The following is a 17,687-nucleotide window of genomic DNA, read 5'->3' as shown; positions in this document are numbered from 1 at the left end:
GCACAATTTCGCTTGGCCAATGGCCCCGCGCTGTGGAATGTGCGGCCGGAAACCAGCGAGGATGGCAAGATTCAATGACGTCTCTTATGCAATACGACACCTATATCGGCATGGTCGGACAGGACATCGGCGTGTCGGCCTGGCACCTTGTCGATCAGAAGCGGATCGACGTGTTTGCCGACGCCACCGAGGATCATCAATTTATTCATGTGGACCCCGTTCGCGCCAAGGCGACGCCGTTCGGCAGCACGATCGCGCACGGCTTTCTCACCACGTCGCTGATTTCGGTGTTTTCCTACGAGGCGCTGCCAAAGCTTGCGGACGTCGCGATGAACATCAATTACGGCTTCGACCATTTGCGCTTCGTGTCGCCGGTGAAGTCGGGCTCGCAGGTGCGCGGACATTTCGTCCTGAAGGAAGCGTCGTGGCGCAAGCCGAAAGAGCTGTTCACCCGCGTCGGCGTCAGTGTCGAGATCGAGGGCGGCGCCAAGCCCGCTCTGGTCGCGGACTGGCTCGCGCTCACCTATTTCAACTGAGGGAGCCACTCATGAGCATTCGATTTGACGGCCGCGTCGCCATCGTCACCGGCGCCGGCAACGGGCTTGGCCGCGCGCACGCGATGGGCCTGGCCAAGCTCGGCGCCAAGGTCGTGGTCAATGATTTCGGCGGCGCGCGCGACGGCACCGGTGGCTCGCTCTCCGCCGCGGACAAGGTGGTCGAGGAAATCCGCCAGCTCGGCGGCATTGCGATTGCGGATGGTGCCGACGTCTCGAATTTCGAGCAGGTCACGATGATGGTCGATCGCGCGACCGCGGAGTGGGGCAGCGTCGATCTGATGTGCGCCAATGCCGGCATCCTCAGGGACAAGTCGTTCGGCAAGATGGAGCCGGCGGATTTCGCGAAGGTGCTCGACGTGCACCTCACCGGCACGTTCAACTGCTGCAAGGCGGTGTGGGACGGCATGCGCGCGCGCAATTTCGGCCGCATCGTGCTCACCACCTCGTCGTCGGGCCTGTATGGCAATTTCGGCCAGTCGAATTACGGCGCAGCCAAGACCGGCATGATCGGGCTGATGAACGTGCTGGCGGAGGAGGGCCGCAAGACCGACATCCGCGTCAACACCATCTCGCCGACCGCGGCAACGCGCATGACCGAAGAGCTGCTGCCGCCGGACGCGCTGGCGCTGTTGAAGCCGGAATCGATCACCCCCGCGGTGCTGTATCTGCTCAGCGAGAACGCGCCGACCAGGACCATCATGGGCGCGGGCGCGGGTTCGTTCGCGGTCATCAAGCTGCTGGAGAGCGAAGGCGTCAATTTCGACGAAAGCGAATGGAGCCCGGATACGATCGCCGCGCATTTCGCCGAGATTTCTGATATGGCAGGCGCCAGGGCGCTGGAAGGCGCGTTCCAGCAGACCCAGAAATACGTCCAGCAGGCCGCGACCCGGCTGGGCATCAAGGTCTAACTCTCGATCGGACGATCATCGTGACCGACGTTGTGCAACAGGACGTCGCGGTGATCGGCGCCGGGCCGGCCGGGCTGATGGCCGCCGAGGTGATCGCGCAGGCGGGCACGCGCGTCACCGTCTATGACGCGATGCCGTCTGCCGGCCGCAAATTCCTGATGGCCGGGCGCGGCGGGCTCAATCTCACCCATAGCGAACGATTGCCGGCCTTCGTGGCGCGCTACGGCGCGGCGATGCCGCAACTGGCTAAAGCCATCGAGACATTGCCGCCGGACATGTTGCGCGCCTGGAGCGAGTTGCTGGGGCAGCCGACCTTCGTCGGCTCCAGCGGCCGGGTGTTTCCGCAAGCGTTCAAGGCGTCGCCGCTGTTGCGGGCGTGGCTGCGAAGACTGGATCAGTCCGGCGTGCAGTTCGCCATGCGGCATCGCTGGACCGGCTGGGACGGCGACGGACGGCTGCTGTTCGACACATCGGAAGGTCCGCGCGTGATCGCCGCCAAAGCCACCGTGCTGGCGCTGGGCGGCGCGAGCTGGCCGCGGCTCGGCTCGGATGGCGCGTGGGTCAAGACGCTGGCCGCCCGCGGCATCGATGTCGCCCCGCTGCGGCCGGCGAATTGCGGTTTTGCGGTCGCCTGGTCGGACGTCTTTCGCAACCGCTTCGCCGGCTATCCGCTGAAGGCGATGGCGCTGTCGTTCGGAGGGCAGGTGGTGCGCGGCGAGGCGATGCTCACCCGCACCGGCATCGAGGGCGGCGCGATCTATGCGCTGTCGGCGCCATTGCGCGACGCCGTCGCGGCGAGTGGCACGGCCACGCTGCATGTAGCGCTGCGTCCCGACATGACCGCTGCCGAGCTGATCGCCAAGCTCTCGGCGCCGCGCGGCAAGCAGTCGCTGTCGACCTTCCTGCGCAAGGCCGTGCATCTGCCGCCGGTCGGCATCGCACTGCTGCAGGAGGCCGCGATCGTCTCGGGCACGTCGCTGGCATCGCTGTCGACCGCCAGCCTCGCTGCGCTGATCAATGCGGTGCCCATCGTGCTGAGTGGCATTGCGCCGATCGCCCGCGCGATTTCGACCGCCGGCGGGATCGCGTTCGACGAGCTCGACGCCGACTACATGATCACGGCCTTGCCGGGCGTGTTCGCCGCCGGCGAAATGCTGGACTGGGAAGCGCCGACCGGCGGCTACCTGCTGCAGGCCTCGTTCGCGACGGGCGCCGCCGCGGGCAGGGGCGTGGTGAAGCGGCTGAAACGCTAGCGGAGTTTCCCCCGCGCCGCGACCGGCAGCGTGCCGATCACTTCCTCGCCGCGCACCATCACCACCTCGTCGAACATGTTGACGACCACGCAGATATGGTTCGGCACGATGCGGACGACGTCGCCGACATTGGGACGGGTGTTGCTGCGGGTCAGGTCGAGGAAGCCGTGCTCCTCGGCGAACTTGGCGATTTTCGCTTCGGGATGTTCGAGGATCAGGCCGTGGCCGTCGAGCCCGCCGGTATCCGAGGTCAGCGTCTTGGAGCCGGCGTCGACGATGCCGCGGTCCGGTCCGGCGCGGCTCACCACCGTCGCATAGACGTTGGCGGCGCAGTCGTCCCAGGCCGCCGCGCCCGCTTCGACCTGCATGCGGTCGTTGTAGATATAGGTGCCGAAGCGATGTTCGGTGGCGCCCTTCAGGGAGCCGACATTCTTCAGGTTCGGCGTGCCGCCGGTGGAGACGATGCGCGGCTCCAGCCCGAGCGCGCGGACGCCGGCCAGCGCCACGTCGAAGAATGTCTGCGCGTCGGCCCAGCCGGTCTCGGTCGGATACAGCATGAAGCCGGCGAAGACGAGGCCCTCGCTGGCGTCGATCAGTCTGGCGAGTTCGATGGCTTCCGCCGGCGTCTCGACGCCGGCGCGCTTGCGCCCGGTATCGCATTCGACGACGACGTCGAGTGGCAGGCCGGAGAGTGCGGCGGCCTTCTTCAGCCCCTCGACGACGGTGGGGTTGTCGGCGGCGACGGTGATCTTCGCCTTGGCCTGTAATGCTGCGAGCCGCACCATCTTCTCGTCGCCGATCAGATTATAGCTGATCAGGATGTCGTCGATCCCCGCGTCGGCCATGATCTCGGCCTCGCCGAGCTTCTGGCAGGTGATGCCCTTCGCACCCGCCGAGATCTGCAGCTTCGCGAGCATTGGGCTCTTGTGCGTCTTGATATGCGGCCGGTTGGCGACGCCTGCGGCATCGCACACCGCCTGGATGCGCGCGATGTTGCGCTCCACGCGGTCCATGTCGATCACCAGCGACGGCGTGCCGAAGTCACGGGCGATCAAGGCTGCGAGGGCGGTTGTCATCGAAAATTTCTCCGGCATTTCATCCGTCATTCCGGGGCGGGACAGCGCCGAAGGCGATGGCCCGAACCCGGAATCTCGTCATGGTGGAGTCTCACTTCGGGATTCCGGGTTCGCGTTCGGCTGGCGCCGCCCGCGCCCCGGAATGACGAATGTGGCTCAGGCGTTCTCGATCTCTTCGCGCAGCGTCTCCAGCTCCAGCCACTTTTCCTCGGACTCGGCCAGACCCTTCTGCGCGGCGGACAGCGCCGCGGACACGGTGTCGAACTTCTTGCGATCCTTCTTGTAGAGGTTGGGATCGTCGAGATGCCGCTGCTGCTTGGCGATGTCGGCCTGGAAACTGGCGATCGCCTTCGGCAGCGTGTCGAGCAGGTGCTTGTCCTTGAAGTTCATTTTCTTCTTCGCCGCCGGCTTGGCGGGGGCGGACTTGCCGTTGCCGCTGCTTTTGCCGGTTTCGACCGCCGCGGTCGTCGCCTTCTCGCGCTTCAGGTCGGCGCCGCGCTGCGCCAGCATGTCGGTGTAGCCGCCGGCATATTCGGTCCACTTGCCGTTGCCTTCCGGCACGATCACCGAGGTCACGACGCGATCGAGGAAGTCGCGGTCATGGCTGATCAGGATCACGGTGCCTTCATAGTCACCGAGCATGTCCTCGAGCACGTCGAGGGTTTCGAGATCGAGATCGTTGGTCGGCTCGTCCAGGACCAGCACGTTCGACGGCTTGGCCAGCGCGCGGGCCAGCATCAAGCGGCCGCGTTCGCCGCCGGAGAGAACCTCCAGCGGGGTTCGCATCTGCTCCTGCGAGAACAAAAAGTCCTTCATGTAGCTGACGACGTGCTTCGGCGTGCCGTTGACCATGACGTGGTCGCCGCGGCCGCCGGTGAGGGCTTCGGCCAAGGTCGTTTTCGGCGACAGGCTTTCGCGGTGCTGGTCGAGCGTCGCCATCTCGATATTGGCGCCGAACCGGATGGTGCCGGAGTCGGGGGCTTCGCCGCCGGTCAGCATGTTGATCATCGTGGTCTTGCCGGCGCCGTTCGGGCCGACGACGCCGATGCGGTCGCCGCGCTGGATGCGGATCGAGAAGTCGTCGACGATCTTGCGGTCGCCATAGGTGCGGCAGATGCCCTTGGCTTCGACGATCAGCTTGCCGGACTTGTCGGCCTCCGACGCCGCGAGGTTGGCGCTCCCCGTGACGCCGCGATAATCCTGCCGCTGCGCGCGCAGATCGTGCAGGCCGGCGAGGCGCTTGACGTTGCGCTTGCGGCGGCCGGAGACGCCGTGGCGCAGCCAGTGCTCCTCGTTGACGATCTTGCGGTCGAGCTTGTGCTGGTCGCGCTCTTCTTCGGCCAGAATATCGTCGCGCCATTGTTCGAAGGCGGAGAAGCCGCGGTCGATCTGCTTGATCTGGCCGCGGTCGAGCCAGGCGGTGGCACGCGACAGATTCGAGAGGAAGCGGCGGTCATGGCTGATGATGACCAGCGCGCAGCGCCGCGAGGCCAGTTCGCCTTCCAGCCATTCGATGGTGGTGAGGTCGAGATGGTTGGTCGGCTCGTCGAGCAGCAAAATGTCGGGCTCGGGCGCCAGCACGCGGGCCAGCGCCGTGCGGCGCGCTTCGCCGCCGGAGAGGTTCGAGGGATCTTCCTCACCGGTCAGACCAAGCTGCTCCAGCAGGTACATCGCCTGGTAATGGTCGTCGCCGGCGCCCATGCCTGCCTCGACATAGGCGAGCGTGGTGGCGAAGCCGGTGAAGTCCGGCTCCTGCGGCAGGTATTGCACGGTGGCGCCGGGCTGCACGAAGCGGCTGCCCTTGTCGTAGTCGACCAGGCCGGCGACGATCTTCAGCAGCGTCGACTTGCCGGAGCCGTTGCGGCCGATCAGGCAGACGCGCTCGCCCTGCGACACCGACAGTTCGACGCCGTTCAGCAGCGGGGTGCCGCCGAAGGTCAGGTTGATTTCTTTGAGCTGGATCAGCGGGGGAGCCATGAATTCCGTTCAATCTGGTTTCGGCGCGGGCGCAACGGCCGGCGCGCGCTGGATGCGGCGGATCGTTTGATCCAGCGCGGAGAGGAACGCCGAGCGGTCGCGCGGCGAGAATGATTTGGGACCGCCGGTGACTTCGCCCGACGACCGCAGATCGGTCATCAGGTTGCGCACGGCGAGGGTCATCCCGATCGAGGCCTCCGAGAACGGCTTGCCGTTCGGCGCCAGCACCTCGGCGCCGGCCTTGACGCAGCGGCTGGCCAGCGGGACATCGGACGTGATCACGATATCGCCTTTTCCGGCGCGTTCCGCAATCCAGTCGTCGGCGGCGTCCATGCCGGAACCCGCCGCGATCCGCTCGATCGAGGGATCCAGCGGTATCCGGATGAACTGGCCGGCCACCACGCTGACCGGCAGGCCAAAGCGCGCGGCGACGCGATAGATCTCGTCCTTGACCGGGCAGGCGTCGGCATCGATGTAGATTCGGGTGCTCACGGGGGCGCGGGTGCTCGGGTCGGTCATCGGTTTGCGGGGGAGCCGGCACCGGACAGGCGACCGTACGCTGGCTGCTGCAAGGCGTATCATCTTGTGCACCTGCGAACAAAACATATCGCAGCTTTCGGGAGGAATCGTGGCGAAACCGGCCGAACCGCCCCGACGGGCGGCCGAAGCCTGCCGGAAACCCGGCGCCGGGGTGCGGTTGCACCCCTCCGACCCCGAATTCAGACAGAACGCCATGCGACATGCCTCCGCGGTCTCGCGGCTCCAGGAGCCCGAGTTTTGCCGGAAAATCCCCTCGAACCACGAGGGGAGGCGGCGCGCCGACAGGCGCTAAGGGTGGTGCTGGGTGACGCGATCCGCATCGCTGCGAACCGCGACGCCTGTGAGCGCGCCACCGCGGCGTCTTCAGGCGCCGGGACCGTGCTTCCGGGGACGTGGCGTGGTCTGGGGCAACGCGCCCGTCCACCCGGCGGTTTCCCGCCGCCGCCTATCCCGCGTCCAGCCGACAAAGAGCGGCAGACCCCCGTAGTGGGGCCGGACGGTGACCCGGGCCTCCCGAGTGCGCGGGGATACGTTGTCCCCGCGCCCGCAGGCGCCGCGTCCCGCTCCGCTCCAAGACGCCTCATGAAGCGCCCCCTCGCGAACGGGACGAGGGAGCTAATAGTCCTAGATAGGATAATTGTCAATATGCTCTTGTCAGCGCGGTCCGAAGCCCGGCGTTCCGCAATGCCTCGCATCCGTGTCTCGGCATCCGTGTCTCGCCGATTGTCATCGCCACGCGGCCTGCCGATAATCTTGAACTTGGCGCCGCTCCGCGCTATAACACCCAGTGTTAGGGATCGGCTTCGTGCGGATTTTCAAGACCAAGGCATTTGCCCGGCTCGCGCGTCACCATGATGTTGTGGATGCCAGTCTCATCAAGGCCGTGGACGACGCGGCGCGCGGTCTGGTGGAGGCCGACTTGGGAGGCGGCATCATCAAGCAAAGGGTCGCGCGCCCTGGCGCGGGGAAATCGGGCGGGTTTCGCGTGATCCTGGCTTTCCACTCGGAAACGAGGTCGGTGTTCATGTATCTGTTCGCCAAGAGTGACCAGGACAATCGACGACAATCAACTCGTCTCGTTCCGGGAATTGGCGCGCGCCTGGTTGAAGGCCTCTGACGAGGCCATCGACAAGGCCAAGGCTGAAGGCAGAATTCTGGAGGTGCAACGTGAGAAAAGCAGCAGCTAAACCAGGTCGGGCGCCGGTGACAAAGCGAAAGGCTGCAACGGGGATGTATGAGGCGCGTCGCCCACGCAAGGTTCATGCGGCCGTTCGGCCTGATGAAGATCCGGACAGTATCGACTCGGTGTTGCTTGAGACGGCGCGGGATATGCTCGAAGCCGGTCTCATGGATCGCGCAGGCTATGAAAAGATCACAATGCGGCATCTAAAGAGCAGTCATGCGATTGGCGAGATCGAGGCGATTTCGGCCGAGCAGATTCGTGCCATGCGAGAGCGCGCGCGAATGAGCCAGGGTGTTTTCGCGCAAGTGCTGAACATCTCGCCCGGGTACGTATCGCAACTGGAGCGGGGATTGAAGCAGCCCGAAGGGGCGACCCTCAAGCTTCTCAGCATGATCCAGCGCAAGGGCATCGATGCGCTGCTGTAGTGAAAAGCTGATCATTCAAACTGATGAAGCGCGCTGTAGGATACGCCTGTGGTTTCAAATTTGTCGGGGGGGGGGGAATGTCGGAGATTTCAGACGGTCTAGATGCGCTGCGTAACGTAATGAGTTTGCGGGACATTGCTAGCTACATTGAGCGCACCGCAAGATGGGTGGCCCCTGAAACCTTCAAGCTTTTGCCCGTCTGGTTTCCCGAGCATGCGCGTCGCACGCCTTTTTACAAGGGCAACTGGTCGGAGCCGCAAATGAACAGGAACCGGGAAACTGGCAACTCGGTGCATAAGTTCGAAGGAAATGTGAACGCAAATGAAGCTCTTACTCTTGCGCTTGGTCTGAAAAAGAGACTTCGGCCAAACTGGTCTTGCTGCCATATCTGGGGCATCGACGATCCGACTTACCAGCTCTCGAATGTTGTCGTAATGGACCGGCGCTTCTACTCCTGTGTGGGCAATATGGTACTGCTGCCGACGCCACTGAAAGCCTTTACCGATACAATGCCAGAGATAAAGGCAATGCTGCGCATCTGCGCGCGTAACCTCTATGGCTGGCAATGCGACCACGATAATTTGCTGGCGACAAACACAGCGCTCGATGCTTGGGCAGACTGGAGCGCCTATCCGACCAGCTGGCCCCGAACGCCCGCCGAAAAACTGCCGCTGGGTGTAGTTTCGATGACCGCAAGCATCGAAGCTGCCGCGCGAAAGCGCAAAGCGGGCATCCGACATGATCTCAGCCATGCCGGAAGCTTCTACCCGCGAGCGGAAGTAAAGGCGGTCCTCGCTTACTGGAACATCTCAGTTTAGCAGAGCGACTGGTGTGTTGCTCCGGACTGACATCCGCAGCTAGGCGCCGACATGATCGATCAATGCGGCCGGACTGGTCTTCCCATCGGAATCGCCATCACGTCGATATCTCGACCGAAGCCGGCAAGGCCAGTCGCCGAATTAGGTCCACTGGTCAGTCCATTCCGCGGTAACCGCCGGGACCATTCGTCGTCATTCCGCCGCGGCATCGCCGTCCTTCTTGACGCCGCGTGCCATGATTGTTAGCGCGCCGTCCGGCAGCTTGCGCTGCAGAATTTTTGCTTCCTCCCACGGTGCCCGCAGCCAGGTGTCGACCTCGTCGGGTGTCGTCAGGATCACCGGCATCGCCTTGGGATGCACGGCGCCGACCTCGGCGTTCGGCTCGGTGGTCAGGAAGCCAAAGAGGTCAGCCGTCACCGCGCCCTCGCGCACCTTGCGGACGGATGTCCAGTTGGTCCACAGGCCCGCGAAGCAGACCAGCGGGCGGCTTTCGTCGAGCGCGAACCAGATGTCGCCGCCGGCATCCCTGTTGAATTCGCTGAAGGACGACATCGGCACGAGGCAGCGGTGCTCGACGCCGAGCCACGGCTTCCAGTGCCGGCTGGTGACATTGCGGATGTTGGTGGTGCCCTTGTCGGGCTCCAGCCGCAGCAGCTCGTTGAAATCGACCTGCTTGCCCTTCGCCTCGAGTTTCGCCGCCCGTTTGCTGGTCGCGTCGAACAGCGCTTTTGACGAGGACGGCATGCCCCACCTCGCCAGAGCGAGTTCGCGGCCGTCGGCAGTATTGCGCACGATCGGCGCCGGATAGTCCGGAAAGATACCGGGCATCGGCGGCAGGTTGCCGGCGCTGTCGCGGTCAACATGGAACAGGGCACGGATCGCGGCCTGGCCTTTGGTCAGGGAATACAGGTTGCACATGAGATTATCCTGAAGGGTCCGGCCGGCAGCGTCCAGACCGCCACACCCTCTGGCGGCTATGCTGCTCTTACGTCGCTCCACAGCCGATCGCGGATAATAGTCTCAAGCTCATTGAGAAGTCTATTGCCCACCCTTTCAAGCGCATCACGTTGTGGCCGCTCTCCATACTCCTCAAGTTCGTATTTAATGCGATGCTCACTAAGCGCGTCCCAACTTAGGTCTCCAATCGCCACGAACCTTGCCTTGATGTCTGCCGACATGAATATCCCCTGCTTTAATATCAGGGCATGATGTTCCCGAAGCTTATCTGCTGCCTTTCCATGTCGCAGCCAAAAGATGGCCTTTTGAAGCGCCTTATTTCTATTGTCGCTCGATTTAATTTCAATTTCGCTAGACTTCGAGAATTCGTTGTCTAAGAAAAATTCGTCGAGTTCGGCATCCGACATGCGGTTGATGTCTGGGTAGCTTTGAAACGCAGCAGTGAAGGCTAGCACACTGTTAAAACCATCGATCAATGTGCTCCATGCGTCGGGTAGCGTTTCAAATTCGCGTTGATGCAATTTCGACGCGCGGTCCATCGCTGCGGAAAAACCGAACTTCAATGTTTCAATCTCGCGCTGCTGTCCGTGCTTGAATGCTTCGAGGCGCTCATTGAATTTGGAGTTAACCCATTTGTCCCCGAATACTTTCATGGCTCCGAAGACCGCAAGGAAAATTCCGCCAAAGCCGACCGCCGATAGGCCGACTGCAGCCAAATACGGTTCGATTGTCGAAGACATCGCCAGCAACGCTGCTTCCTCTCTAAATCGGCGCTTTGGTCCGCATGCGCTTTTGGTCGCGAAACGGCGGATGAGCGGTTTCCGCTAATTGCGGAGACGGCTACAATTTCTTTCAGATGGGCACGACGCGAAATCTCCGATGCAGCGAAGACCTCATGCGCGCTGTCGGCTAATAGTTCTGAGAATCTAAGACGCTCCGTTGTAAATCTAAAAATTACCAGAAAGACGCTTCGCGTGCTTTTTTTGGTGACGGCGAAGAAATGCCTTTTGCTTTTCAGCTGGTGGGATCCGAAGTCGCAGGCCGTCATTTAGGTTATGCATTTGCATCTCCTCGCTTGAGAGCATTTTGCTGATTATGACATCTCCGGCATCGCTAAACGATATGTACCCTCGATCAAACAGTGCATCCAGCGATGCTGTCAGTAACAGGCCATTGTCAGGGCTTGTCTTTTCGCTGCTTGAGCCGTCAGCCCAGGACACGATGTGCGAAGCTCGAAGCGTCTCCTTGAGCATGGAGCCAGTGACTGCGCATCCTCCGCCCCACCGAATTTCGAGCTTTTTTCGGAAGGCGTTCTGCGCTATGCGAACTTTAACTATAGCTTCCCGATCGACCGGCCCGACCCATGAAATCTCGTCCTCGTCCGAGAATACTATCGGATCCAATTGCTTGAGAACGTCGAGAATGAATTGCTGAGATCGAGCCAAGGCGTCCTCATCTCTGGGCATGTATCGGCCGATCCAGATGAAGTCGTCTTCGTCGCGGTAATCCTCAATGGCGATGTTATCCGGTGAAGAGAGAGCCTTATGAAGGTCTGATGTGGCGTCCCACATCGCATCCCAATCAGCTAACGAAAAATGTGTGATTGTTTCGTCGCCAAATGCGCCTGCTATCTGCTCTATGGTCTCTATCTGAGATGAGCCAAATCCGATCCAAACGACGTCACCTTTACCTAGAAACTTCCCGAAAAATGCATAGATGTCGAAAGTTCCGCCGGAATTAGTCCAAGTTGCCAAGTGGCACCAATCGGAATCGTGTTCGTTACGAGCTAGCTTTGAATTTCGTCGCTTCAGGCCGCGCATTTCAAGGCGTAGTGCCAACTCAGTCGCAAGTCGTTGTCGAGTTGTCGCCTTAGTCGTTAAAGCCATTAGTTGGTCCTTTGTGAATGGAACTGGCGCGTCGGAATAGTTTAAGTTGCTTCGATTGGGACTTGCAAGCGACATCGTCGCAACTTCATCTTGATAACAGGCCTCACTGGCACCAGTACGATCAGTCAGCTTAGGCCGGATGGGCAATGTAACTCCACGTTTGCTGGTCTTTAGGCCCCGCATATCGCTGCGCTCATGTGGGCTATTACTAGGCTTCCGGATTTGCTGCGTCGTCCGACGTATCAGCGATCATTGTCCATGAGCGCGCCAGGCTAAAATGGCGGCTACAGCAGCCGTCACGGTCGCCAATCACTCCGCCGTTTCCTGATGACGGCGAGCGCCTAGTCGCCTTTGAATTTATTGATTTCGACATAAGAAGTGTTGCGCTTTCGTTGCCCACGAGCGCGCAAGCGCCGTAGCTTCGTAGGATAGGAGATCAATTTGGATTGTTAATGTTGGTGCTCTTGATCGGGGCTTGGACAGCGCCGATTATCTGGGCGTATTGGAAGGGCATCTCGGCCGTTCGTCATGCAACGATCCCGCTAATTGCGGTTTCTTTTTTCTCATCAGCCGTTGTCGGCGCGCCCTACGGTTGGTTCTTTTGGTTGCTGGCATAACTCTGCGCGGTGCTCGCAATGGGGGCCAAAAGGTGCGTCATATTCTTCGCTCAAGATTACGGAATAAGAGCCTCCGCCGCCTTGAACAGATCTTCCAGGCTTATTGCAGTGATCCAGCATCGGCTCTCGGAGAAGCCGTCAGTCGGATCGTCGCCCTTGCGCTGGCGTCGGCGATGCGTACCATCCCGGGCAACAGCGAACGCTCAAGCTCGCAGCTTCGGGAGAAAACATGACCAAACGGCTGGAACCGTACCGCGTGGAGGCGTTCAACACCGCCAAGGCGTCGGAAAACAAGATGCATGACGATCGCGTGGCGCAGAAATTCGGCTTCAGCGGCGCTCTGGTGCCCGGCGTCGACGTGCTGGCCTATATGATCCATCCGGCGGTCGAGGCCTGGGGCCGCGCGTTCCTGGAACGCGGGCTGATCGAGGCGCGCTTCACCCGGCCGGTCTATGACGGCGAGACGGTGCTGGTCACGGCCGAGCCGGACGGCGAGGGGCTGGCGTTGCAGGTCGAGGGCGGCGACGTCCGCGCCACAGGCTTGGCGTCGCTGACGGCGCGGCTGCCGGCTTTCGCGCTGGCGGATTATCCGGAGGTCGAGCCGGCGGCGGTGCGGGCGCCGGTGGATGCGCGTTCCTACGAAGTGGCCAAATGGCTCGGCAGCGCGCCGCGCTGCTGGCCGCAGGACGCCGCCGCGGAATATCTCGACGAGATCCGCGAGGCCGATCCGATCTATGCGCGCGAAGGCATGACGCATCCCGGCGTGCTGCAGCGAATCATGAACAAGGTGCTGGTCGACAATGCCATCCTGGGGCCGTGGATCCATGTCGGCAGCCGGATGCAGCTCTTGGCGCCGGCGAGGCTCGACGATGAGCTGGTGGCCCGCGCGCGCGTCACCGCGAATTACGAGAAGAAGGGGCATCGCTTCGTCGAGTTGGACGCGCTGATCGTCGCCAACGGCACCACGCCGGTGGCGCATTGCCAGCATGTCGCGATCTACCAGCCGCGCGAGCAGGTGGCGAAGCAGGACGCATAGCCCGGATAAGTCACCGCGCGCATCGCGCGCGGTGACGCCGTCCGGGGACAGCCGGGATGCGGATGGGTCGGCCCCGGATTGTCATCCGGGCTACACGCCGACATTGTCGATCAATCGCGTGTTGCCGATTTTCGCGGCGACCAGCAGGCGCAGCGGGCCGTCCTTGAGCGAGGCGACGGGCGCCAGCGATTCGGCGTGGCGGGCTTCCACATAGTCGAGCGCGAAGCCGCCCTCGGTGATAGCGTCGGCCGCCGCTTTCATCGTCGCCTTGATGTCATCGCCGGCTTTCAACCGCCTGGCCGCGTCCTTCAGCGAGCGGTACAGCACCGGGGCGGCGGCGCGCTGCTCGGCGCTGAGATAGACATTTCGCGAGGACATCGCGAGGCCGTCGCGTTCGCGCACCGTGGGCGCGCCGGTGACCTTGACGCCGAGGTCAAGGTCCCGCGCCATCCTTGTCACCACCTTCAGCTGCTGAAAATCCTTCTCGCCGAAGAACGCCATGTCGGGCCGGGTCTGGGTGAACAGCTTGCCGACCACGGTGGTCACGCCGCCGAAGAAATGCGGGCGGAAGCGGTCCTCGAGCCCAGTGGTCGCCGGCCCCTCGGTGAGGATCTTGGTGGCGAAGCCTTCCGGGTACATCGTCTTCACGTCGGGATTCCACACCAGGTCGACGCCCTCGGCGGCGAGTTTGGCTAGATCGGCCTTCCAGGTACGGGGGTAGGCGCCGAAATCCTCATTGGGGGCGAATTGCGCGGGATTGACGAAGATCGAGACGACGACGCGGCTGGCGCGGCGCTTCGCCAGCCGCACCAAAGCGATGTGACCGTCGTGCAGCGCGCCCATGGTCGGCACCAGCGCCACCGTCGCCTTGCGCGCGCGAAGCCCCTCCAAAGCGCGGCGGAGGGCGGGCAGGGTGCGGGCGATCAGGGGAGAGCGGGGCATTGGGGACGCGATCCTGGAAATGGCAGTGAGTCGGCTGCGGGGCCGCTGCCAACCTATCAAACGCGGGGGCGGCACGACTACCGCCAACAGGACCGGCATTCTGCCAACAGGAACCCGTGAGGGCGGATACCGTTGTTATGATGCCCGATTTGGGAGGTCCATCCCTGCCGGGAGACTAAAATAGTCGTTAGAATTGTCTGTAATCAATGACGTCGCCATTGAGCAGATGCACAATAAAAGGATGCGGCGCACAATGTTATGGCGGGCAAATCACACATTTTGACCTTCCTGTCATCGCGCTGTGACATATATATTGAAAAAGCCATCGGAGAGTCTGTCACCTAACTTACCGTAGCCGGCGAACGCCACTAGGGACCAACATGAAGCGCGGAATTCTTATCCTGCTTTCAGTTTGCGTACTGACCACCGTCGCGTATTTCACCGCGAGCAAGTGGGCGATCCGCCATGAGACGCTGACGTTCTACGACAAGGTTCGCGACCGCCCGGTCGAGATCGACGTGGCCGTTCGCCGCGACAAGGAAATGCAGGCCAATGCCGGCATGCTGACGCTGCCGGTCGCCATCCTCAACCACGGCAACACCGTCAAATTTACTGAGTACTCTTTCCTCGCCAACGTGTTCGCCGCGCGCGGTTACATGGTCGTGAGCATCCAGCACGATCTCGCGACGGATGCGCCGCTGGTGACCAAGGCCGGCGAGCTCTATGTCGGCCGGCTGCCGGTCTATAAGCGCGGCGTCGAGAACATCATGTTCGCGATCTCCGAGCTGAAGAAGATCCAGCCGAATTCCGATTACGATCACCTGACGATGGTCGGCCATTCCAATGGCGGCGACATCTCGATGTACTTCGCCAAGATGCATCCGGACGAAGTGCGCAAGGTCGTGACGCTGGATAATCTGCGCGTTCCGTTCATGACCGACGGCAAGACCAAGATCCTGTCGTTCCGCTCGCAGGACGCGGTGTTCAAGCCCGATCCCGGCGTCGTGCCGGATGCCGACATGTGCGAGAAGCTCGGCATCACGGTGGTCGATACCGGGGCGCAGCATACCGACATGAGCGACCGCGGTCCCGACGTGTTGAAGAGCAAGATTCAGGGCCTGCTCGACAAGTTCCTTGAGGACGACAACAAGCTGCCGGTGGTGAAGAAGCCGAAGGCGGCCGCGCCGACGCCGCTGAGCAGTGCCGCCGATCCTGCGCAGGGCCAGGTCGCGCAGTATCGACCGGGCGTGAACTGAGACGGTTCACTTCCCGTCGTTTTCTGCTAAACTTTCGAAATGTCCAAGCTCCTTGAAGAAGCTCTCATCGAAGTGCGCAAGCTGCCGCCGTCCGAACAGGATGGGGCAGCAGGGGCGTTGATCCACTATCTTGCGAGCCGGCACAATTCGCTCTTGAGCGATGATCAACTCGCCGAGGTAAGACGTCGCCGTTCCGACCCGGACCAGGTATTGGTATCGAACGAGCAAGCTCGCGAATTTATCCGGCGTCTCGTTTCCTGATCGCCGGAGATGCGGATCTCCTAAGACGATCGGGCGCTCGCTGATATTGCAAAGATTTACCGTTGGATCGCTTATGAGACACCGGCCGTCGCAGGCAAAGTGGTCTGGCGATTGTATGCGAGTATCGAAAGGTTGACCGACTTCCCCGACAGCGGTCGTCCCGGCAATGACCCCGGCACTCGAGAATGGATCGTTCCGAAAACACCGTACCTTGTCGTTTACGAAGTATTCGAGTCGTCGGATGAGCTGCGCGTCTTGGCCATCTTTCACCAGGCACAGGACAGGCAAAGTTCGAAATAGGACGTGTCGACGCACGCCATTGACCGGGTCACCTGCACTCGCCACATAGACAAAGCAATGTGCGCAGCGAGCCCCATGTCCCGCGACCCAACCATCCCCAAATCCGCCACTGACGCCCTGACGGCCCGGCCGTCGGCCGCTGCCGACATCGCCGCGTTCGTCGCCAAGGCCAAAGCGATGGCGCCGCAGGCCGGCGGGCGCGGGCGGCTGGTGTTTGCGCTGGATGCTACGATGAGCCGGCAGCCGACCTGGGACATGGCCTGCGCGCTGCAGGCCGACATGTTCCGCGAGGCCGCCTCGGTGGGCAGCCTCGACATCCGGCTGGTCTATTTCCGCGGCATGGCGGAGTGCCGCGCCACGGGCTGGATTTCGGACTCTGCCGAGCTGGCGCGGCTGATGGGCCGGATCAGTTGCCAGGGCGGCCAGACCCAGATCGGCAAGGTGTTGTCCGAGACCCGGCGCGAGGCGGTGGCCTCGGGCGTCCGCGCGCTGGTGTTCGTCGGCGACGCGATGGAGGAATCGGTCGATGAGCTCTGCGCCCGCGCCGGCGAGCTCGGCCTGCTCAAGGTGCCGGTCTTCATGTTCCAGGAGGGCCATGACCCCGCGGCCGAGCAGGCGTTTCGCGAGATCGCGCGATTGACGGGCGGGGCGTGGTGCCGGTTCGATCCGGGCGCTGCCGCGCAGTTGCGCGAGCTGTTGCGGGCGGTGGCGGCCTACGCCGCCGGCGGCCGGGCGGCCCTGATGCGGCTGTCGCAGACCGCGCCGGGTGCGGCAAAGCTGCTCGGACAGATGAAGTAGCGCACAGCTTTCGCTTCGGCCCGCAACCGCCTATCTATGCCCTATGCCTACTCTGATCGCCGGCGCGCTCGCCGTATTCGTCATTTACATGCTGCTGCAGATGTTTCGCGCGGCGAACCCGGCGATTCTGGCGCGCGGCGTCAAGATCGGCGGCGGCGTGGTGGCGCTGGCGGTGGCGGCTTTTACCGGCATCAAGGGGGAACTCGCGGTGGCGATCCCGCTCGGCATTTTTGGCGCCGGGCTGCTCGGCTGGTCGCCGTTCGGCACCGCCGGTTTCAGCAATATCGGCGGGATGTTCGGTGGGCGAGGGGCCAAGTCGGCCGGGCAGACCTCGCAGGTCCGCTCGCCTTATCTCGAGATGACGCTCGACCATGACAGCGGCGCACTGACCGGCGTCATTCTCGCAGGGCCCCACGCCGGCCAGTCGCTGGAGGCGTTCGACCTGCCGCAGCTGGCCTCATTGATGGCCGGCTTCGATGCCGAGAGCGTGGCGTTACTTGAATCGTATCTGGACCGCAGGTTTCCCGCCTGGCGTCAGGACGCGCAGCCTGACGGGGCAGGGCGGCACGACCGCGCGGCGTCGAGCGGCAAAATGACGGACGAGGAGGCCTATCAGATCCTTGGCCTGCAGCCGGGGGCGGGGCGCGAGGAAATCAGCCACGCGCATCGGTCGCTCATGAAGAAACTGCATCCCGACCAGGGGGGCTCGACGTACCTCGCGGCTCGGGTAAACGAGGCCAAGGACACTCTGCTTCGCACGCATCGCAACTAACTCCGAACGCTAACAACGCTGTTCTGAGCTTCTGGTCTCTGCAGGACGCCCCATCGCCCGCCGTTGTCCGGCGTGGTCGATCATCCCTTGCCTCCGTTCTAGCCGCGAAGTCTTGACGAGAGGTT

The 17,687-nt window shown here is 62.7% G+C and carries 19 protein-coding genes and 1 pseudogene; 13 read left to right on the top strand and 7 right to left on the bottom strand.

Translation table 11 applies throughout. From position 1 onward, the window contains the following. Window positions 1-74: 74 nt before the first annotated feature. The 3 genes from FIU28_RS16015 to FIU28_RS16005 are packed head-to-tail and all read left to right on the top strand — an operon-like array spanning window position 75 to window position 2,718. Entirely contained in the window at window positions 75-536 is a 462-nt protein-coding gene (locus FIU28_RS16015; protein WP_143574217.1) for a MaoC family dehydratase, read from the top strand. Between the two features lie 11 nt (window positions 537-547). Beyond that, complete coding sequence (locus FIU28_RS16010; RefSeq protein ID WP_143574216.1) at window positions 548-1,465, top strand: SDR family NAD(P)-dependent oxidoreductase; 918 nt, start codon at window positions 548-550, stop codon at window positions 1,463-1,465. Between the two features lie 20 nt (window positions 1,466-1,485). After that, window positions 1,486-2,718, top strand: coding sequence for an NAD(P)/FAD-dependent oxidoreductase (locus FIU28_RS16005; protein ID WP_256365910.1), 1,233 nt, complete (start codon window positions 1,486-1,488; stop codon window positions 2,716-2,718). On the opposite strand, the gene FIU28_RS16000 is transcribed toward FIU28_RS16005, so the two are convergent. The 3 genes from FIU28_RS16000 to FIU28_RS15990 form a co-directional block, all read right to left on the bottom strand. Beyond that, window positions 2,715-3,794 carry a D-TA family PLP-dependent enzyme gene (locus FIU28_RS16000; RefSeq protein WP_143574215.1) on the bottom strand — a complete coding sequence of 360 codons (1,080 nt, stop codon included), beginning with the start codon at window positions 3,792-3,794 and terminating at the stop codon, window positions 2,715-2,717. The two genes, FIU28_RS16005 and FIU28_RS16000, sit on opposite strands and share 4 nt — an antisense overlap. Before the next feature lie 156 nt (window positions 3,795-3,950). Beyond that, window positions 3,951-5,771 (bottom strand): ABC-F family ATP-binding cassette domain-containing protein, encoded by a 1,821-nt coding sequence (locus tag FIU28_RS15995; RefSeq protein ID WP_143574214.1) that lies wholly within the window; start codon window positions 5,769-5,771, stop codon window positions 3,951-3,953. A 9-nt stretch (window positions 5,772-5,780) separates the two neighbouring features. Beyond that, entirely contained in the window at window positions 5,781-6,290 is a 510-nt protein-coding gene (locus tag FIU28_RS15990) for a YaiI/YqxD family protein (RefSeq protein ID WP_143574213.1), read from the bottom strand. An 826-nt stretch (window positions 6,291-7,116) separates the two neighbouring features. Between FIU28_RS15990 and FIU28_RS15985 the strand changes: the two genes are divergently transcribed. The 3 genes from FIU28_RS15985 (at window position 7,117) to FIU28_RS15975 (ending at window position 8,737) form a co-directional block, all read left to right on the top strand. Then, the gene (locus FIU28_RS15985) at window positions 7,117-7,428 is read left to right on the top strand and encodes a type II toxin-antitoxin system RelE/ParE family toxin (protein WP_246660699.1); all 312 of its coding nucleotides are present in this window, start codon (window positions 7,117-7,119) and stop codon (window positions 7,426-7,428) included. Between the two features lie 50 nt (window positions 7,429-7,478). Further along, window positions 7,479-7,919: a helix-turn-helix domain-containing protein gene (locus tag FIU28_RS15980; RefSeq protein ID WP_246660698.1), complete on the top strand. Its 441-nt coding sequence runs from the start codon at window positions 7,479-7,481 to the stop codon at window positions 7,917-7,919. A gap of 77 nt (window positions 7,920-7,996) precedes the next feature. Then, entirely contained in the window at window positions 7,997-8,737 is a 741-nt protein-coding gene (locus FIU28_RS15975; RefSeq protein WP_143574212.1) for a hypothetical protein, read from the top strand. A 192-nt stretch (window positions 8,738-8,929) separates the two neighbouring features. Here FIU28_RS15975 and FIU28_RS15970 read toward each other — a convergent pair whose 3' ends face one another. From FIU28_RS15970 to FIU28_RS15960, 3 genes are all read right to left on the bottom strand, one after another. Continuing rightward, window positions 8,930-9,655, bottom strand: coding sequence for an SOS response-associated peptidase (locus tag FIU28_RS15970; RefSeq protein ID WP_143574211.1), 726 nt, complete (start codon window positions 9,653-9,655; stop codon window positions 8,930-8,932). Between the two features lie 56 nt (window positions 9,656-9,711). After that, window positions 9,712-10,443, bottom strand: a complete 732-nt coding sequence (locus FIU28_RS15965) for a hypothetical protein (protein WP_143574210.1) — start codon at window positions 10,441-10,443, stop codon at window positions 9,712-9,714. Window positions 10,444-10,641: 198 nt separating this feature from the next. After that, a complete protein-coding gene (locus FIU28_RS15960) occupies window positions 10,642-11,580 on the bottom strand; it encodes an HNH endonuclease (RefSeq protein WP_168202960.1) in 939 nt (312 codons plus the stop codon). A gap of 475 nt (window positions 11,581-12,055) precedes the next feature. Between FIU28_RS15960 and FIU28_RS15955 the strand changes: the two genes are divergently transcribed. Together FIU28_RS15955 and FIU28_RS15950 are read left to right on the top strand one after the other, a co-directional pair. Further along, window positions 12,056-12,430, top strand: coding sequence for a hypothetical protein (locus tag FIU28_RS15955; protein ID WP_143574208.1), 375 nt, complete (start codon window positions 12,056-12,058; stop codon window positions 12,428-12,430). Further along, window positions 12,427-13,233: a MaoC/PaaZ C-terminal domain-containing protein gene (locus FIU28_RS15950; RefSeq protein ID WP_143574207.1), complete on the top strand. Its 807-nt coding sequence runs from the start codon at window positions 12,427-12,429 to the stop codon at window positions 13,231-13,233. Before FIU28_RS15955 ends, FIU28_RS15950 begins: the two co-directional genes overlap by 4 nt. Before the next feature lie 90 nt (window positions 13,234-13,323). On the opposite strand, the gene panC is transcribed toward FIU28_RS15950, so the two are convergent. Beyond that, window positions 13,324-14,175 (bottom strand): pantoate--beta-alanine ligase, encoded by an 852-nt coding sequence (panC, locus tag FIU28_RS15945; RefSeq protein ID WP_143574206.1) that lies wholly within the window; start codon window positions 14,173-14,175, stop codon window positions 13,324-13,326. A gap of 380 nt (window positions 14,176-14,555) precedes the next feature. On the opposite strand from panC, the gene FIU28_RS15940 reads away from it, so the two are divergent. From FIU28_RS15940 to FIU28_RS15920, 5 genes and pseudogenes are all read left to right on the top strand, one after another. Then, complete coding sequence (locus FIU28_RS15940) at window positions 14,556-15,431, top strand: alpha/beta fold hydrolase (protein ID WP_143574205.1); 876 nt, start codon at window positions 14,556-14,558, stop codon at window positions 15,429-15,431. 39 nt (window positions 15,432-15,470) lie between these two features. Next, a complete protein-coding gene (locus FIU28_RS15935; protein WP_143574204.1) occupies window positions 15,471-15,692 on the top strand; it encodes a hypothetical protein in 222 nt (73 codons plus the stop codon). Between the two features lie 39 nt (window positions 15,693-15,731). Beyond that, a pseudogene (locus tag FIU28_RS15930) lies at window positions 15,732-15,992 on the top strand (type II toxin-antitoxin system RelE/ParE family toxin); the annotation flags it as partial. A 75-nt stretch (window positions 15,993-16,067) separates the two neighbouring features. Beyond that, window positions 16,068-16,790, top strand: a complete 723-nt coding sequence (locus FIU28_RS15925) for a VWA domain-containing protein (protein ID WP_143574203.1) — start codon at window positions 16,068-16,070, stop codon at window positions 16,788-16,790. Window positions 16,791-16,833: 43 nt separating this feature from the next. Continuing rightward, on the top strand, window positions 16,834-17,562 hold the full coding sequence (locus FIU28_RS15920) for a DnaJ domain-containing protein (protein ID WP_143574202.1): 729 nt from the start codon (window positions 16,834-16,836) through the stop codon (window positions 17,560-17,562). Window positions 17,563-17,687 lie beyond the last annotated feature (125 nt).

Origin of the sequence: Tardiphaga sp. vice154, from assembly GCF_007018645.1 — a bacterium.
Lineage (GTDB): Bacteria > Pseudomonadota > Alphaproteobacteria > Rhizobiales > Xanthobacteraceae > Tardiphaga.
This window is presented reverse-complemented; position numbering and strand designations above follow the sequence as displayed.

Bases quoted from the DNA above. Each gene is read 5' to 3' on its own strand.
- FIU28_RS15925 (WP_143574203.1), top strand. From the start codon at position 16,068: ATGTCCCGCGACCCAACCATCCCCAAATCCGCCACTGACGCCCTGACG.
- FIU28_RS15960 (WP_168202960.1), bottom strand. From the start codon at position 11,580: ATGGCTTTAACGACTAAGGCGACAACTCGACAACGACTTGCGACTGAG.
- FIU28_RS15990 (WP_143574213.1), bottom strand. From the start codon at position 6,290: ATGACCGACCCGAGCACCCGCGCCCCCGTGAGCACCCGAATCTACATC.
- FIU28_RS15970 (WP_143574211.1), bottom strand. From the start codon at position 9,655: ATGTGCAACCTGTATTCCCTGACCAAAGGCCAGGCCGCGATCCGTGCC.
- panC (WP_143574206.1), bottom strand. From the start codon at position 14,175: ATGCCCCGCTCTCCCCTGATCGCCCGCACCCTGCCCGCCCTCCGCCGC.
- FIU28_RS15935 (WP_143574204.1), top strand. From the start codon at position 15,471: ATGTCCAAGCTCCTTGAAGAAGCTCTCATCGAAGTGCGCAAGCTGCCG.
- FIU28_RS16010 (WP_143574216.1), top strand. From the start codon at position 548: ATGAGCATTCGATTTGACGGCCGCGTCGCCATCGTCACCGGCGCCGGC.
- FIU28_RS15995 (WP_143574214.1), bottom strand. From the start codon at position 5,771: ATGGCTCCCCCGCTGATCCAGCTCAAAGAAATCAACCTGACCTTCGGC.
- FIU28_RS16000 (WP_143574215.1), bottom strand. From the start codon at position 3,794: ATGACAACCGCCCTCGCAGCCTTGATCGCCCGTGACTTCGGCACGCCG.
- FIU28_RS15950 (WP_143574207.1), top strand. From the start codon at position 12,427: ATGACCAAACGGCTGGAACCGTACCGCGTGGAGGCGTTCAACACCGCC.
- FIU28_RS15975 (WP_143574212.1), top strand. From the start codon at position 7,997: ATGTCGGAGATTTCAGACGGTCTAGATGCGCTGCGTAACGTAATGAGT.
- FIU28_RS16015 (WP_143574217.1), top strand. From the start codon at position 75: ATGACGTCTCTTATGCAATACGACACCTATATCGGCATGGTCGGACAG.
- FIU28_RS15920 (WP_143574202.1), top strand. From the start codon at position 16,834: ATGCCTACTCTGATCGCCGGCGCGCTCGCCGTATTCGTCATTTACATG.
- FIU28_RS15940 (WP_143574205.1), top strand. From the start codon at position 14,556: ATGAAGCGCGGAATTCTTATCCTGCTTTCAGTTTGCGTACTGACCACC.